The organism is Bacillus crepusculi, assembly GCF_014764715.1.
In the GTDB taxonomy this organism is placed as follows: domain Bacteria; phylum Bacillota; class Bacilli; order Bacillales; family Bacillaceae; genus Bacillus.
On the sequence record NZ_JACXXE010000006.1, the window covers coordinates 79,151 to 95,891 of the forward strand.

Consider the following 16,741-nt stretch of genomic DNA (forward strand, 5'->3'; position numbering starts at 1 on the left):
AAGGAAGTATATCGTCTATGAGGCTTGTTGTGCAGCGTGTGACGAGTGCATCTGTAAAGGTAGGAGAAGAGGTCACAGGTGCCATTAATGAAGGATATATGGTACTCGTTGGGGTCACACATGAAGATACGGAAGAAGATGTGCTGTACTTAGCTGAAAAGCTAGCACATTTACGCATTTTTGAAGATGAAAACGGGAAAATGAATCGTTCATTATTGGATGTAAAAGGAAGTGTTCTGTCTGTATCTCAATTTACCCTTTATGGAGATACGAGAAAAGGCAGACGACCGAATTTTATGAAAGCGGCCAAGCCGGATGTGGCCAATTCACTTTACGAATGTTTCAATGAAACCCTTAGAGAAAAAGGCATCCATGTAGAAACTGGCCGTTTTGGGGCGATGATGGACGTATCATTGACCAATTCAGGGCCCGTCACCATTTGGATGGACAGTAAAGAATAGACTTGCCCTAGACTGTAGATAAACTCATGCGTGAGTTTGTTTACAGTCTTTTTCTTTTGCAATAAAACAAAAAAGAGGCGCAGAGGCCTCTTTTTGCTAACGGAAATATTGCTTTAATCCTTCTGTCATGCCTTCTGTGACTCGTTCTTGGTAAGAGTTGCTATAAATGATCGCTTCCTCCTGAGGGTTGCTTAAATAGCCGAGTTCATATAAAAGGGAAGGGCGTTTATTTTCTCTTAAAACAAAATAATCTCCGAATTTCACACCCTTATCTGGGATTTGTGAGCGTTTTGCGACTTCAGTATGAACACGTGTCGCCAGGTTTTGATCTTTTGATGCTTGATAATAATACGCTGTACTTCCTCTTACACTTGGGTCCATAAAACTATCATAATGAAGACTAATGAAAGCATCCGCATTGCGATAATGAGATGTTGCCACCCTCGATTGAAGGCTAATAAAGGTATCATCACTTCTTGTTAAATAAACATTTGCACCAGAAGCCCTTAGTTTACCTGCCAGTAAATTGGCCGTTTTGATGGTGATGTTCTTTTCAAATGCACCATCTGCGCCAATCGTGCCGCTGTCTTTTCCTCCATGACCAGGATCAAGAACAATCGTTTTTCCTTTTAACGACCCAGTTCCAGGCGATGAATCCTGCTGAGGTCTTGGCGCATCGCTGCTATTTTTCTTCGTTTGCACGACCCAGCTCGCCACATAGCCTGTTCCGCCGTTCGATAAGGTCACCTCGTACCAGTCACCTTGCGTGCGAACAATTTGATAGGCGGCCCCTTTTGTGGCTCTTTCTGCAATCCCAGCAGAGGTAGAAGCGCTTTTTCGAATGTTGGTGCCATCATACACAATATACGCTTTCTGATGAGAAGACGAAGAGGATGAACTTTTTTCACTCGCCGAGCTTGATCCTTGGCTTGTGACAATGTAATAGCTTGCAACCCAGCCTTTCACGCCTTTAGCTTCAATTTCATACCAGCCATTCTGCTCTCGCAAAATGGTGATCTGTGTGTTGCGGGCAAGTGAAGCCACCACCTCTGCATTTGGCGCCGCCGACTTTCGAACATTCAAGCTCGATACACCCACTGTGCCTGACTGTTTAGAGCGAGAGGACTCGCTTGAGCTTGATTGAGCAGCTTGTTGTCCGCCTGAAATATAGTCAGAGTGAACCCAGCCTTCTGCTTGTTTATACGAAATTTTTGTCCATTCGCCGCTTGTCTTCAGCCTTTTAGCGGAAGCGCCTTGCGGGAAAGTTCCGATCACTTGATAGGAAGTCCCAGGGCCTGTCCGAATGCGGAGATCGGAGGCTGTCGATGTAATTGTACTGCCTCCTGCCGTGCTTTGACCTTGCGCCTTTGGCTTAGCGGACTTTTGGGTGCCGGCTGATGTAGAGATCAGCCATGAGACGACCCAGCCTTTTTGTCCGTTCGATAGCCCGATCTGCACCCATTCCCCTTGTTGAGTGAGAATGGGATAGCTTTCCCCGCGTTTGACAACAGCTGCGATCCCGTAGCTTAAACCTGGACCTGTTCTCACATTGATTTCATCCGTTGCGACCACAGCTTGATTTGTTTGAGCAGTAGCATGTGTCACCGGCAAAGAACTGGCGATGAGAACAAAACAAGTAAGCAGCATCATCATGTGATTGTGTTTTTTCAGATTCAAAACGGTGTGTTCCCCTCCCTTGTAAAACCGATGAATGTTACTTCGTTATGTAATGGATGAATTCCTTGCAGTTTCCCTAATAAAAATGAATCAATCTGTTTATACTAGATAAAAATGTGATAAAAGGATGTACAAACATGAGATTAAGCAGAAAATTAGGACGAGTGCAATATAATGGACATCGTGATATCGACCGCTGGCAGCACGACGAAATGGATCAGCCGGGCTTCCTTGAAGAAACCGCATCTGAATACGGATGTACGTCAAAAGAAGAGCTGGAAAAGAAAAAGAGGCACGGCAAGGGTTGACAGAGTGGCAGCACCGACCTTATTATAATATAAATCAACACACTTGAAAATTTAAAATGTGGAACTGATGATAGAGAATAGTAGGGTAAATTGCGTGAGCAGAGAGGAATCGCCTTAGGCTGAAAGCGAATCCGCATGGCATTTATCACGAAAGAACACTCTGTAGGTTTCCTGCTGAACACTCTAAAAATGAGTCAATAGGCGGAGAACGTGAATCTGCGTTAAGGATTTGAGCGGGAACATGGCTAGATCATGTTCCAACTAGGGTGGCACCACGGGTATAACTCTCGTCCCTACTATACACATAGTAGAGGCGGGGGTTTTTTATATGTCCACATAAAAAATGAATGATGGTCGTAGGAGGACGAAAAATGAGTTTTAATATTCCAAGAGGCACACAGGATATTTTACCTGGAGAATCAGAACGCTGGCAGTATGTTGAACAAATTGCGAGAGATACATGTGCAGCCTTTCAATACAAAGAAATCCGCACACCGATTTTTGAGCATACAGAACTGTTTGCACGAGGAGTAGGGGAATCAACCGATATCGTTCAAAAAGAAATGTACACATTTGAAGACAAAAAAGGACGCAGCATGACACTTCGTCCAGAGGGAACGGCTTCAACCGTCCGTTCTTATGTTGAAAATAAACTATTTGCACAGCCGGCGCAGCCAACAAAGCTGTATTACATTGGACCCATGTTCCGCTATGAACGTCCGCAAACAGGAAGATATCGTCAATTTTATCAATTTGGAATTGAAGCGATCGGTTCAAAGGATCCTGCCATTGATGCAGAGGTCATTTCACTTGCGATGAGTGTCTATGAAAAAGCAGGTCTTTCCAACTTAAAGCTCGTGATTAACAGTCTTGGTGACAAAGAAAGCCGAGCAGATTACCGCAAAGCACTTGTCGAGCACTTTGAACCAAGAATTGATGAATTTTGCCACGACTGCCAAATCCGTTTACATCAAAATCCATTACGTATTCTTGATTGTAAAAAGGATCGTGATCATGAGCTGATGGCAACGGCTCCATCCATTCAAGATTACTTAAATGAAGAATCACGGACTTATTTTGAAAAGGTGAAACAATACTTAACAGATATAGGCATTGAATATGTTGTCGATCCGAATCTAGTGCGCGGTCTTGATTACTACAATCACACCGCATTTGAGATTATGAGTAATGCAGAAGGCTTTGGCGCAATTACTACGTTAGCCGGGGGCGGACGTTATGATGGACTTGTTGAAGGAATTGGCGGTCCTGAATCTCCAGGAATCGGTTTTGCCATGAGTATTGAGCGTTTCCTATCAGCAATTGATGCTGAAGGGATTGAGCTTCCTCTGCAAGATGGCATTGATCTCTACATTGCTGCACTCGGGGATGAAGCGAAGGATTATTCTGTTTCATTATTAAACCGTCTGAGAAAAGAAGGCATTTCAAGTGAAATGGACTATACAGGGAAGAAACTAAAAGGACAATTTAAAGCGGCTGATCGATTAAAAGCTAAATTTATTGCCGTTCTTGGTGAAGATGAGCTAGCGCAGAACATTGTGAATGTAAAAGATACGACAACGGGTGAACAAATTGAAGTGAAGCTTGATGAGCTGATTCAAATGATGAAGGCCCACCAGAAAGCGTAAAGAAGGAGTGGAATGTTTGTGTTTGGTAGAACTTTTTATTGTGGAGAAGTAACAGAAGACCAAATCGGTCAAACAGTTGTCTTAAAAGGATGGGTACAAAAAAGGCGTGACCTTGGCGGATTAATCTTTATTGATCTACGCGACCGTACAGGCATTGTACAAGTTGTCTTCAATCCTGATCTATCAAAAGAGGCGCTTGAGACAGCAGAATCGATTCGTAATGAATATGTCCTTGATATTAAAGGAACGGTTGTTGCAAGAGAGGAAGCAACCATCAACCCGAATTTAAAAACGGGTAAAATTGAAATTCAAGTCGAAACGGTCACCGTTTTAAATGAAGCGAAGACCCCTCCATTTGTGATTTCAGATCAAGCAGACGAGGTATCAGAAGATGTGCGTTTAAAATACCGCTATCTAGATCTTCGCCGTCCTGCGATGTATGAAACGATGAAAATGCGACATGAAGTTACGAAAGCATTCCGCCATTTCTTAGATGACAACGGCTTTCTAGACATTGAAACACCGATTTTAACGAAGAGTACACCAGAGGGTGCGCGTGACTATCTTGTGCCAAGCCGCGTGCACGAAGGAGAATTCTATGCGCTGCCACAGTCTCCGCAATTATTTAAACAATTGCTGATGGTCTCAGGGATGGATCGTTATTATCAAATTGCTCGCTGCTTTAGAGATGAAGACTTGCGTGCTGACCGCCAGCCGGAATTCACACAAGTCGATATTGAAATGTCCTTTATGAGTCAAGAGGATATCATGGCGCTTGCTGAAGAGATGATGGCAAAGGTAATGAAGGACGTCAAAGGCGTTGACCTTCCATTGCCATTACCACGTATGACGTATGATGAAGCGATGAATTCCTATGGATCTGATAAGCCAGATACCCGGTTTGACATGAAGCTTGTCGACATTTCAGATGCGGTAAAAGACTCAGAATTCAAAGTCTTCAGCGGTGCTGTAAACAATGGCGGAGCTGTCAAAGCCATTAATGTAAAAGGGGCTGCAGCAAACTACTCAAGAAAAGACATCGATGCTCTTGGTGCATTTGCAGCCAACTATGGTGCAAAAGGTCTTGCTTGGCTAAAAGCTGAAGGGACAGAATTAAAAGGACCAATAGCTAAATTCTTTGATGAGTCAAAACAAGCAGAATTAAAAGAGCAGCTTCAAGTGGAAGCGGACGACCTTTTACTTTTTGTCGCTGACAAAACATCTGTTGTCCATGATGCGCTTGGTGCACTTCGCTTAAAACTTGGCAAAGAGCTTGGGCTGATTGATGAGTCTCTATTCAATTTCTTATGGGTGGTCGATTGGCCGCTGCTTGAAAAAGATGAAGAAGAAGGCCGCTTCTATGCTGCCCATCATCCTTTCACAATGCCAGTTCGTGATGATCTTGAACTCATTGAAACAAGCCCAGAAGACATGAAGGCTCAGGCATATGATCTTGTGCTTAATGGCTATGAGCTTGGCGGAGGTTCTATTCGTATTTTCGAAAAGGACATTCAAGAGAAAATGTTTGGCTTACTTGGCTTTTCTAAAGAAGAAGCGTACGATCAGTTCGGCTTCCTTCTTGATGCTTTTGAGCATGGCGTCCCTCCGCACGGCGGAATTGCGCTTGGCCTTGACCGCTTAGTGATGCTGCTTGCCGGCCGTTCTAACCTAAGAGATACCATTGCGTTCCCGAAAACGGCAAGTGCAAGCTGCGTGCTCACAGATGCTCCTGGCACTGTAAGCGAAGCGCAGCTTGATGAGCTGAGTTTGGCTATTAAAACAAAAGTAAAACAGTAAAATAGACGCATGTTTGTAGGCATGTAAACGCTTGAAAAAGGGGCATGCCTATGATATGCTTTCATCAATCAATAAAGTCCTGATACGTACGGTGGTTACCTAGTTTTGACCGAACATTTTTTTATACGGGAGCTTGCCTTTCCTTTCTGCATAAATGCCTCATTAGAGGACTTATAAAGAGAGGAAGAAAGCACCCACCTGCCTGGTGCGGGGTTCAAAACGAAGGAAAAGCTGACGGCGTCATCGGGACTTTTTTGTGTTTTTTTCTTTTTGAGAAGGATGACGGAGAAGTCTGAATATGATATGATTCTTTCGATTCATTTTAAATAAAGGTGGAGTGAGGCACTTGTTACATCAGTTTTCAAGAAACGAGCTTGCCATTGGCAAGGAAGGCTTAGAGATATTAAAAAACAGTACAGTTGCAGTGCTTGGAGTGGGCGGGGTTGGTTCATTTGCAGTAGAGGCACTCGCTCGTTCAGGCGTTGGCCGTATTGTTCTTGTTGATAAAGATGATATTGATATTACAAATGTGAATCGCCAGCTGCCGGCATTGTTATCAACGGTTGGTCAGCCAAAGGTTGACTTAATGCAGGCGAGAATTGCTGATATTAATCCAGAATGTGAAGTTGTCGCATTAAAAATGTTTTATACAGAGGAAACATACGAGCAATTTTTTGAGTACCCGCTTGATTATGTCATTGATGCGTCAGATACCATTCACTATAAAATTCATTTAATGAAAGAATGTTTAAGCCGCAATGTGAACATCATTTCGAGTATGGGTGCTGCAAACAAAACAGATCCGACACGTTTCAAAATTGATGATATTTCAAAAACACATACGGACCCTATTGCAAAAGTCGTGAGAACACGTCTGCGCAAGGAAGGCATTCGTAAAGGGATTGAAGTCATTTTCTCTGATGAAAGTCCAATTGTGATTCGTGAAGATGTGAGAAAAGAAGTTGGAAATGATGAAGCGAAGATTCGTAAGGCGCAAATGCCGCCATCATCTAATGCATTCGTTCCGTCTGTTGCTGGGCTGATCATGGGTGGTCATGTCATTATGAAGCTTTTAAAAGATATTCCAATTACACGTGTGAAAGATAAATAAACAGCCCGCCTGCTAAAACGCAGGGGGCTTTTTTATTTTTGTCGTTTTAAGTTCTCATAAACCTGTTTTAATGCACCTTCAAATTTCCCTGTTTGCTTCGGTTCATAGTATTGCTTGTTTTTCAGCGGATCAGGTAAATATTGCTGCTTCACCCAGCCGTTTTCATAATCGTGTGGGTATAAGTAATCGACGCCCCTTCCGAGTGCTGTGGCTCCTTTATAGTGAGCATCCTTTAAATGAACAGGGATTTCGCCGATTTTCCCAGTACGAATATCATGCAGCGCCGCATCAATCGCCTTATAAGCCGAGTTTGATTTTGGAGAGAGGCATAGCTCGATGACGGCATTGGCCAGCGGAATTCGCGCTTCTGGGAAACCGATCCGTTCTGCTGTTTGCACAGCACTTAACACGCGGGGACCTGCCTGCGGACTGGCAAGGCCAATATCCTCGTAAGCCATCACGAGTAATCTTCTTGAAATGCTTTCAAGGTCTCCTGCTTCAATCAATCTGGCAAGGTAATGCAGTGCTGCATCTGCGTCAGACCCCCTGACGGATTTTTGAAAAGCCGAGAGGACATCATAATGAGCATCACCATCCTTATCATGCGAGAAGCTCTTTTTTTGTAAGCATTCTTCTGCTGCGGCAAGAGTGATCAGGATATGTCCAGTTTCATCAGCTTTTGTCGATAAGACGGCGAGCTCTAGTGCATTTAAAGCAGAGCGTACATCTCCCCCGCATCCGCTAGCAAAATGATTCATCGCTTCATCGTCAATCGTTACCTTATAACCGCCAAGCCCGCGATGCTCATCCTGTAATGCCCTTGTTAACGCGGCTTTGATTTGCTCTGTTTCAAGCGGCTTCAGCTCAAATATTTGTGTCCGGCTTCGGATGGCAGGATTGATCGCATGATAGGGGTTGGCTGTAGTGGCGCCAATTAAAATGATCATGCCATTTTCTAAATAAGGTAGCAGAAAATCCTGCTTTCCTTTATCCAGCCTGTGTACTTCATCTAAAATAAGGATCACCTGCCCGCTCATTTTCGCTTCAGCGGCGACAGCTTCCATATCTTTTTTGTTATGAATGACCGCATTCAATGTACGAAAGGCGATGCTTGTACTGCCAGCGATCGCCGTCGCAATTGATGTCTTACCGATGCCCGGCGGTCCGTATAATATCATCGAGGATAAATGCTTCGCCTCAACCATTCGTCTAATAATTTGACCTTCTCCAACGAGATGCTCCTGCCCGATAATGTCTTCAATATGACTTGGGCGCATCCGGTACGCTAAAGGTTTCATGATTATCTCTCCTAAAGCAATGTCTTGTTTGTATAGAGTACCGAAATTTCTTCAAATAGAAAAGGGATGTGTCCTCCTATAGCGCTCAGAACCCGCAAATGAAAGTTGGCTGAAAGTATGATATAATTGCTTTTGGTCTATATATCAGCGTATATGAAATCAGAAAAAAATTGATGACATAGAAATAGAAAACGCAGAGGTGTTTAACTTGAAAATTTCTACTAAAGGCAGATATGGTCTGACGATCATGATCGAATTAGCCAAAAAACATGGCGAAGGCCCTACATCGTTAAAATCAATCGCTCAAAACAATGATTTGTCTGAGCATTATTTAGAGCAGCTTGTATCACCACTTCGCAATGCCCGTCTTGTGAAAAGTATCCGCGGGGCATATGGCGGTTATGTTCTTGCTCATGAACCAAATGAGATCACAGCCGGTGATATTATTCGTGTATTAGAAGGACCGATTAGTCCTGTCGAAGTCATTGAAAACGAAGAACCAGCAAAGCGTGCACTTTGGATTCGTATTCGTGATGCAGTAAAAGACGTACTGGACAATACCACTCTTGAAGACTTGGCAAGCTATACAGATGACGAGGATCAAGAGGCGTATATGTTCTATATTTAGATCAGAGGTGTACCGGAAATGGAACGAATCTATTTAGATCATGCAGCCACAACGCCTATGGATCAGCGGATTGTGGACAAGATGATGCCTTACTTTACAGAGATATTTGGCAATCCCTCTAGTATTCATTCATATGGGCGCGAGGCAAGAAAGTGGCTCGATGAAGCAAGAGAAGTCATTGCAGGAGAATTACACTGTAAACCGCAGGAGATCATCCTCACAAGCGGGGGAACAGAGGCGGATAACCTGGCCATCACTGGCGTTGCCATGGCAAGACAGCATGAAGGAAAACATATCATCACAGCAAAAACAGAGCATCATGCGGTGCTGCATACATGTGAACGCTTAGAGAAGCTAGGATTTGAAGTGACATACTTAAATGTGGATGAAACTGGATTGATTCATCTTGAACAATTAAAACAAGCGCTGAGAGAAGATACGATTCTTGTCACCATCATGTACGGCAATAATGAAACAGGTGTCATTCAGCCAATGAAAGACATTGGCGAACTTTTGCATGATCACTCTGCTTATTTTCATACAGATGCGGTGCAGGCATTTGGCACAATGCCAATTGATGTAACAGATCTTCATATCGATCTCTTATCTGCTTCTGGCCATAAGCTAAATGGTCCAATGGGAACAGGCTTTTTATATGTCCATGAACGCGTAAAACTTTCTCCGCAGTTATTCGGAGGAGAACAAGAAAGAAAACGCCGTGCTGGCACTGAAAATGTGGCAGGGATCGTGGGACTGGCAGAAGCTGTTCAATTAACGAAGCAAAATAGAAGAGAAAAAGCCATGTATTATGGTAAGCTCAAAGAAGCCATGCTGCAAGTATTCGAAGAGGAATCACTCGATTTCTCTATTAATGGACATCCAAAAGAGACATTGCCACACATTTTAAATGTTCATTTCCCGGGTGTTTCCATTGAATCGTTACTTGTGAATTTAGATATGGAAGGGATTGCTGTTTCAAGCGGATCTGCATGTACGGCTGGATCTGTCCTTCCTTCGCACGTTTTAAGCGCCATGTATGGCGAAGAAGCAAAAGAGCTGACATCCTCAGTCAGAATAAGCTTCGGTCTTGGAAATGAAGAGGATCAAGTGAAGCAGGCGGCGCGCAAAATAGCGGCTGTTGTCAAACGCCTAGCTAAATAATTGCTCCCCTTTTGTTCGTGTGTGAAAAATGAAACAGTCAGGCACCTGAAGAACGAAACGCGCACGTTGTTTCATTGAAATTGGAGTTGATGAAGATGACAAAAAGACCAGAAGACACAAGAGTTGTGGTCGGTATGTCCGGAGGAGTCGATTCATCAGTTGCTGCTCTTTTGCTCAAAGAGCAAGGCTATGATGTAATCGGCATATTTATGAAAAACTGGGATGACACTGATGAAAATGGTGTATGTACAGCAACGGAGGACTATGAGGATGTCATCCGCGTGTGTAACCAAATTGGAATCCCTTATTATGCAGTGAATTTCGAGAAGCAATATTGGGACAAAGTGTTTCAATATTTCCTTGATGAATATAAAGCGGGCAGAACGCCAAACCCAGATGTCATGTGTAACAAGGAAATTAAGTTCAAAGCATTCCTTGAGCATGCATTGTCACTCGGTGCGGATTATTTGGCAACAGGCCACTATGCACGTGTTGACCGAACCGGCGATGAGGTCAAAATGCTAAGAGGTCTTGATGCAAACAAAGACCAAACGTATTTCTTAAATCAGCTAACTCAGGAACAGCTTGATAAAGTGTTGTTCCCAATCGGTGATTTGGAGAAAAAAAGGGTGCGTGAACTAGCAAAAGAAGCAGAGCTCGCAACAGCAACGAAAAAAGATTCAACGGGCATTTGCTTTATTGGGGAAAGAAACTTTAAAACGTTCCTCAGTCAATATTTGCCTGCACAGCCCGGCGTGATGCAGACAATGGACGGAGAAGTAAAAGGTGAACATGATGGACTGATGTATTACACGATTGGTCAGCGCCAAGGACTTGGCATTGGCGGAAGCGGTGATCCTTGGTTCGTCGTTGGGAAGGACTTGGAGCAAAATATCTTATTTGTTGAACAAGGCTTCCACAATCCCCTTTTATATTCTGAAAGTATTTCAGCTGTTAATATCAGCTGGACTCGTCCTCATATTGTCGGCGAAAACGGTGAACTAACATGCACAGCGAAATTCCGATACCGTCAAGAAGACCATCATGTAAAAGTCAAAATGACAGGTGAACAAGAAGCGATGGTGATCTTTGATGAACCTGTTCGTGCTGTTACCCCAGGACAAGCGGTTGTCTTTTATGATGGCGACGAATGTCTTGGCGGCGGTACAATTGATGATGTCTTCAAGGGCGGGCAAAAGCTGTCGTATGTGTAACATGTTTTAAAAAACCTCAACGTCGCTGTTGAGGTTTTTTAATGAAAGGATGAGACAACAAATGAATCATAACGAGATGGGGATAGAAGCCTTAAATCAAGGGAATATCGAAAAGGCAGCTGAAGCTTTTACAAAAGCTATCGAGGAAAGCCCGAACGACCCAGTTCCATATATTAATTTTGCGAACCTGCTTTCAAGTATCAATGAATTTGAACGCGCTTTAAATTTCTTTCAAAAAGCGATTGAACTTGATCGCACGGCAGCTGCGGCCTATTACGGGGCAGGAAATGTGTACACCTTAAAAGAAGACTTTATGAAAGCGAAAGATTATTTTGAACAAGCACTAAAAGCCGGCATGGAAAATAGTGATTTGTTTTATATGTTAGGACAGACACTGATCAAATTAGAGCAGCCGAAGCTTGCGATGCCTTATCTTCAGCGTGCCATTGAATTAAACGAAGAAGATAATGAAGCAAGATTTCAATTTGGTATGTGTTTAGCCAATGAGCACATGCTGGAAGAAGCGGTGACGATCTTTACAGAAGTGGTTACGCGAGATCCGCAGCATGCAGATGCTTTTTATAATTTAGGGGTTGCGTATGCGTATTTAGAGAAGAAAGGCGAAGCACTTGAGATGCTAGGAAAAGCCATTGATGTGCAGCCTGACCATATGCTGGCATTACATGCGCAAAAGCTGATGCAAGAGGCAGAATAGACGGAAGGAGGGAAGACCTGTGCAGGAACATCCAGATCAAATGAAGCTTGAGGACGAGCCGTTTTTAAAAGGTACGGTTCAAGCTGTTATTTTCCATAATGAAAGTAATTTATACTCGGTGTTAAAGGTGAAAGTCATTGAAACATCTGAAAACTTAGAGGAAAAAACAGCATCTGTCACAGGCTACTTCCCAGCACTTCATGAAGAGGAAACCTACACCTTTTATGGAAAAGTCACAAGCCATCCTAAATTTGGTGAACAGTTTCAGGCCACTCATTTTCAAAAGGAAGTGCCGACAACGAAGCAAGGAATCATTCATTATCTCTCAAGTGACTTATTCGAAGGGATAGGGAAAAAGACGGCGGAAGAAATCGTGGGGCAGCTTGGCAATCAGACGCTCCATAAAATTATGCGTGACCCAGCCGTTTTGTATGATGTTCCGCGTTTATCAAAAAAGAAGGCCGATAAGCTGGCCGCAGCGCTCCAGGAGCATCAAGGGTTGGAACAAATCATGATCAGCCTGAATCAATATGGCTTTGGTCCGCAGCTTAGTATGAAGATTTACCAAGTGTATGAGAGTGAAACGCTACAAAAAATTGAGGAAAATCCCTATCAGCTCGTCAAGGATGTCGAGGGGATCGGATTTATTAAGGCGGATGAGCTTGGCGCTAGAACCGGCATCACAGGAAATGACCCAGAGCGGATACGTGCCGCCTTGCTATATACAGTTGAGACAGCAAGTCTTCAGGACGGTCATACGTACATACAAACGAAAGATTTGATCGTCGAAACCCGTAAGCTGCTCAATCAAACAAGTAGTGATTACAAAGTAACTGAAATGGATGTCGCCAATCAGATCATGGCACTTGGCGAAGGGAAAGAGATGATCATTGAAGATGACCGCTGCTATCATCCGTCCTTATTTTATGCAGAGCAAAGTGTCGCCAAACGTATTCAAAAAATCGTCTCCCAAACGGAATATGCAGATCAATTCCCTGAATCAGAATTCCTGCTTGCACTTGGTAAGCTTGAGGAGCGGCTCGGCGTCCAGTATGCGCCGACACAAAAGGAAGCGATTCAAAAGGCACTCATGTCTCCGATGCTGCTTTTAACAGGTGGGCCTGGGACAGGGAAAACAACGGTCATTAAAGGGATTGTTGAGCTTTATAGCGATCTTCACGGTGTATCTCTTGATCCGAGTGATTATAAAAAAGATGAATCCTTTCCATTTGTGCTTGCGGCACCAACTGGACGTGCGGCTAAACGGATGACAGAATCAACGGGGCTTCCGGCTGTGACCATTCACCGCCTGTTAGGCTGGAATGGATCAGAAGGCTTCTCACATGATGAGGAGCAGCCAATTGAAGGGAAACTAGTCATCATCGATGAATCAAGTATGCTAGATATTTGGCTTGCGAATCATTTGTTTAAAGCGATCCCTGATCATATCCAAGTGATTATGGTAGGAGATGAACATCAGCTTCCTTCTGTCGGACCGGGCCAGGTCTTAAGGGACTTGCTTGCCTCTCAAGCTGTACCAGCTGTTACCTTGACAGATATTTACCGGCAGGCAGACGGCTCATCCATTGTTGAACTTGCACACGATATGAAAAATGGTATCCTGCCAAAAGATATTACTGCACGCTCAAAGGATCGATCCTTTATTCAATGTACAGCTGATCAAATGAAAGAAGTCATTGAGAAAGTTGTCAGCAACGCTGCTCAAAAGGGCTACTCAGCAAAAGATATTCAAGTGCTTGCTCCGATGTATAAAGGGAAAGCAGGCATCAATGAGCTCAATAAAATGCTACAGCACATTTTGAATCCTAAAAAACCAAAAGGCAGAGAAATTCCATTTGGTGATGTGGTGTACCGGACAGGTGATAAAGTCCTTCAGCTTGTGAACCAGCCAGAGAACAACATCTTTAATGGTGACATTGGCGAAATTGTCTCGATTTTCTATGCGAAAGAAAACACAGAAAAGGAAGACATGGCTGTCATCTCCTTTGATGGAAATGAAATCACCTTTACGAAAAAAGATTTTCATCAATTTACACATGCCTATTGCTGCTCTATTCATAAATCACAGGGCAGTGAATTCCCAATTGTTGTCCTGCCAGTCTTAAGAAGCTATTACCGAATGCTTCGGCGAAACCTGCTGTACACAGCCATTACACGAAGCAAAAAGTTTTTGATTCTGTGCGGCGAGGAATCAGCGCTGGAGTGGGGCGTGAAAAATAATGAGGATTCCCTCAGGCAAACGTCCTTAACGATGCGTCTTGTTCAGTCCGAACAAATAATGGATGCGGAGCTTGCAGCGCTCCAAAAAGAGCTCCCGTTCAGTGTTCATGACGCTAATATCGGAATGGACGGAATTACTCCGTTTGATTTTATGCAAGAGTGAATGGCTTCCTTCATGGAAGCCATTTCTTCGTATGAGTCATGAAGCAAACGCACACGATAAGACTGTTCCGCAAAAGGTGGTTGAGCACATTTTGAGAACATGTCGAGAGCTTGAAGGAATGTCGATCTATACAGATGAGCAGTCTCATTCACTTGGTTCCATCAAGGATATTTGCTTATTAGCCGGCGGCAGCTGCGGGGGATATGTGGTAGATGGGAAAAAGAAAGACTGTGCACTCATTCCATTCTCTTCTTGTGACCAGCTGACAGACAAAGGTTTATATGTGAGCTGCGAGGAGGGAATAGGAATGGATTCCTCTGCCCCATCCTTCTTATTTTCGAAATTGAAAAAGAAAATGATGCAGTCACCTGAGGGTGAAAATTTAGGCATTTTGGAAGATGTATACTTTTGCGCAAATTCGGGCACAATCGTAGCATATGAACTCTCGGACGGCTTCTTTACAGAGCTATCAGGGATTCGAAAACAGCTGCAAGCTGCCGGAACCTTGATCAACGTTCAAAAGGAAGCACTTGTTCTAAACCGAACGTAAAGAGGTGCTGATTATGCTCATTTGCCCAAATTGCAAATGTAAAGACATCGGAAAAATTGGGGTCAATCAATATTATTGCTGGGGTTGTTTTATTGAATTGACACTGTCAAAAGGCAAAATATCTACACACCAAGTGGAGGAAGACGGTACACTAAGCAGTCTAGATGATTTGTTTAGTGATGATGAACGTTCAATTCAACTATAAGTGTTAAGGGGGAATTTCGAATGGGCAAAATGACTTCTTCACTATTAACGCTTGGTGCAGGTGCACTAGCATATCACTTTGCGAGTCGATATGATATGCCATCGAAGCGCGATATGAAAAAGCTAAGAAAACGTGTTATGCGAATGCTTTAAGAAAAAGGGACATCCACCATGAGTGGATGTCCTTTTTTATGCCTGCCTATATTCTAATCGGCGTGCAAGTAAGGATAAGCTGAAGTTGACAACAAAATACATCAAAGCGGCCATTAGGAAAATTGGCAGCAAGTACGACTGGCTCTGACCGTTTAAAATTTGTGCGTGATGTAATAGTTCTGGAAGCGCAATGACCACAGCAAGCGATGTATCCTTTAAAAGGGATATAAATTGACTCACAATAGGCGGTACCATTCGGCGTAAAGCCTGGGGCATAATAATCGTTTTTAATGTTTGAATATAGGTTAAACCAGAAGATCTGGCAGCTTCGATCTGACCTTTATCAATTGATTTTAAACCACTCCGAATAATTTCTGATAGCATGGCTGATTCAAACACGGTTAAAGCCGCAATAGCAGAGGCTGTAATGCTCAGCTTGATGCCGATTTCTGGCAGTGCAAAATACGTAAAAAAGATAATCAGCAAAAGCGGCAGGTTCCGAATAGTTTCTACGATCACTGCAAGTACCTTTGATAAAATCGGAATTTGAGCGAACCGCAATGTGCCAATAACTAATCCAATGATAAAGCTCAAAATAATGGAGATAAAAGCCACTTTTAAGGTGACAGCAAATCCTTCAAGTAAAAAGGCGAGATGATCAGGCTGGTAGGCACCTATAAAATCCATTGTATTTCCTCCTTTCTAGTGGCTTCTTGCTAATCTTTTTTCTAAATAACCAACGCCTAGACTGAGCGGAATCGTTAACAGCAGATAGAACATGGCAACAAAGATGTAGACATCAAACGTCACAAACGTTCTAGACGCGATGAGGTCTCCTTGATACATGAGATCAAACCCGGCAATGACACCTAGAATAGAGGAGTTTTTGACAAGGTTAATAAATTGATTCCCAAGTGGGGGAACGACAATTTTAATCGCTTGCGGCAAAATAATATATCGCATCGTTCCGCCATACGACAGACCAGAAGCCCTGGCTGCTTCCATTTGTCCAAGCGGTACAGCTTGTATACCTGCACGAATGGCTTCAGCAATAAAGGAAGAGGTATAGATGGCAAGAGCGATCGTTCCAGCTGTGAAGCCATCTGCCACAATACCTAGCACAGGCAAACCAAAGAAAAAAACAAATGTGATCAATAATAACGGAATATTCCGAATGAATTCCACGTAAGCCGTCCCTAACCAGTTGAGCGGCTTCAGTGGCGCAATTCTCATAATGGCAATGAGTGTACCGATCAAAAAGCTTCCAATCAAAGCAATGACACTTGCACCAATGGTATATGTAAACCCTTCTAAATAAAGATGGAAGTTTTCAGTTAAAATTGAAAACCGCAGCAATTAGTTCACTTCCTTCCTAGATAACAGGGGAGCCCATGAACGGCTCACCTGTGGGCAG

General features: G+C 43.3%; 17 protein-coding genes, 1 other RNA gene and 1 other annotated feature. Of the genes, 14 read left to right on the top strand and 4 right to left on the bottom strand.

Annotated elements, in window-relative coordinates; all coding sequences use genetic code 11:
* The first annotated feature begins 17 nt into the window (after positions 1–17).
* Positions 18–461: a D-aminoacyl-tRNA deacylase gene (gene dtd, locus IEE86_RS12050; protein WP_191097440.1), complete on the top strand. Its 444-nt coding sequence runs from the start codon at positions 18–20 to the stop codon at positions 459–461.
* A gap of 96 nt (positions 462–557) precedes the next feature.
* On the opposite strand, the gene IEE86_RS12055 is transcribed toward dtd, so the two are convergent.
* Positions 558–2,114 carry an N-acetylmuramoyl-L-alanine amidase family protein gene (locus IEE86_RS12055; RefSeq protein ID WP_411955699.1) on the bottom strand — a complete coding sequence of 519 codons (1,557 nt, stop codon included), beginning with the start codon at positions 2,112–2,114 and terminating at the stop codon, positions 558–560.
* Positions 2,115–2,275: 161 nt separating this feature from the next.
* Between IEE86_RS12055 and IEE86_RS12060 the strand changes: the two genes are divergently transcribed.
* The 5 genes from IEE86_RS12060 to IEE86_RS12080 all read left to right on the top strand — a co-directional run bounded on the left by IEE86_RS12060 (position 2,276) and on the right by IEE86_RS12080 (position 7,000).
* Positions 2,276–2,446: a YrzK family protein gene (locus IEE86_RS12060; protein ID WP_003216250.1), complete on the top strand. Its 171-nt coding sequence runs from the start codon at positions 2,276–2,278 to the stop codon at positions 2,444–2,446.
* A 58-nt stretch (positions 2,447–2,504) separates the two neighbouring features.
* Positions 2,505–2,744 (top strand) — a binding site (T-box leader).
* A 73-nt stretch (positions 2,745–2,817) separates the two neighbouring features.
* Complete coding sequence (gene hisS, locus IEE86_RS12065) at positions 2,818–4,092, top strand: histidine--tRNA ligase (RefSeq protein ID WP_191097442.1); 1,275 nt, start codon at positions 2,818–2,820, stop codon at positions 4,090–4,092.
* Between the two features lie 18 nt (positions 4,093–4,110).
* A complete protein-coding gene (gene aspS, locus IEE86_RS12070) occupies positions 4,111–5,889 on the top strand; it encodes an aspartate--tRNA ligase (RefSeq protein ID WP_191097443.1) in 1,779 nt (592 codons plus the stop codon).
* A 73-nt stretch (positions 5,890–5,962) separates the two neighbouring features.
* A non-coding RNA gene (ssrS, locus tag IEE86_RS12075) (6S RNA) lies at positions 5,963–6,143 on the top strand.
* Between the two features lie 92 nt (positions 6,144–6,235).
* A complete protein-coding gene (locus IEE86_RS12080; protein WP_191097444.1) occupies positions 6,236–7,000 on the top strand; it encodes a tRNA threonylcarbamoyladenosine dehydratase in 765 nt (254 codons plus the stop codon).
* 32 nt (positions 7,001–7,032) lie between these two features.
* Here the strand turns inward: IEE86_RS12080 and IEE86_RS12085 are convergent, their stop codons facing one another.
* Positions 7,033–8,298: a replication-associated recombination protein A gene (locus IEE86_RS12085; protein WP_191097445.1), complete on the bottom strand. Its 1,266-nt coding sequence runs from the start codon at positions 8,296–8,298 to the stop codon at positions 7,033–7,035.
* Positions 8,299–8,506: 208 nt separating this feature from the next.
* Between IEE86_RS12085 and cymR the strand changes: the two genes are divergently transcribed.
* From cymR to IEE86_RS12125, 8 genes are all read left to right on the top strand, one after another.
* On the top strand, positions 8,507–8,926 hold the full coding sequence (gene cymR / locus IEE86_RS12090; protein ID WP_191097446.1) for a cysteine metabolism transcriptional regulator CymR: 420 nt from the start codon (positions 8,507–8,509) through the stop codon (positions 8,924–8,926).
* Between the two features lie 18 nt (positions 8,927–8,944).
* Complete coding sequence (locus IEE86_RS12095) at positions 8,945–10,087, top strand: cysteine desulfurase family protein (protein WP_191097447.1); 1,143 nt, start codon at positions 8,945–8,947, stop codon at positions 10,085–10,087.
* 95 nt (positions 10,088–10,182) lie between these two features.
* Complete coding sequence (mnmA, locus tag IEE86_RS12100; RefSeq protein ID WP_191097448.1) at positions 10,183–11,301, top strand: tRNA 2-thiouridine(34) synthase MnmA; 1,119 nt, start codon at positions 10,183–10,185, stop codon at positions 11,299–11,301.
* A gap of 61 nt (positions 11,302–11,362) precedes the next feature.
* Positions 11,363–12,016: a tetratricopeptide repeat protein gene (locus IEE86_RS12105; RefSeq protein WP_191097449.1), complete on the top strand. Its 654-nt coding sequence runs from the start codon at positions 11,363–11,365 to the stop codon at positions 12,014–12,016.
* A gap of 19 nt (positions 12,017–12,035) precedes the next feature.
* The gene (recD2, locus tag IEE86_RS12110; protein ID WP_191097450.1) at positions 12,036–14,420 is read left to right on the top strand and encodes an SF1B family DNA helicase RecD2; all 2,385 of its coding nucleotides are present in this window, start codon (positions 12,036–12,038) and stop codon (positions 14,418–14,420) included.
* Positions 14,421–14,511: 91 nt separating this feature from the next.
* Positions 14,512–14,970, top strand: coding sequence for a PRC-barrel domain-containing protein (locus IEE86_RS12115; protein ID WP_224740959.1), 459 nt, complete (start codon positions 14,512–14,514; stop codon positions 14,968–14,970).
* A 13-nt stretch (positions 14,971–14,983) separates the two neighbouring features.
* Positions 14,984–15,175: a hypothetical protein gene (locus IEE86_RS12120; RefSeq protein WP_003216308.1), complete on the top strand. Its 192-nt coding sequence runs from the start codon at positions 14,984–14,986 to the stop codon at positions 15,173–15,175.
* Between the two features lie 20 nt (positions 15,176–15,195).
* A complete protein-coding gene (locus IEE86_RS12125) occupies positions 15,196–15,327 on the top strand; it encodes a YrzQ family protein (protein WP_078061693.1) in 132 nt (43 codons plus the stop codon).
* 36 nt (positions 15,328–15,363) lie between these two features.
* On the opposite strand, the gene IEE86_RS12130 is transcribed toward IEE86_RS12125, so the two are convergent.
* Both IEE86_RS12130 and IEE86_RS12135 read right to left on the bottom strand, forming a co-directional pair.
* Entirely contained in the window at positions 15,364–16,014 is a 651-nt protein-coding gene (locus tag IEE86_RS12130; protein WP_191097452.1) for an amino acid ABC transporter permease, read from the bottom strand.
* Positions 16,015–16,029: 15 nt separating this feature from the next.
* Positions 16,030–16,683: an amino acid ABC transporter permease gene (locus IEE86_RS12135; protein WP_191097453.1), complete on the bottom strand. Its 654-nt coding sequence runs from the start codon at positions 16,681–16,683 to the stop codon at positions 16,030–16,032.
* Positions 16,684–16,741 lie beyond the last annotated feature (58 nt).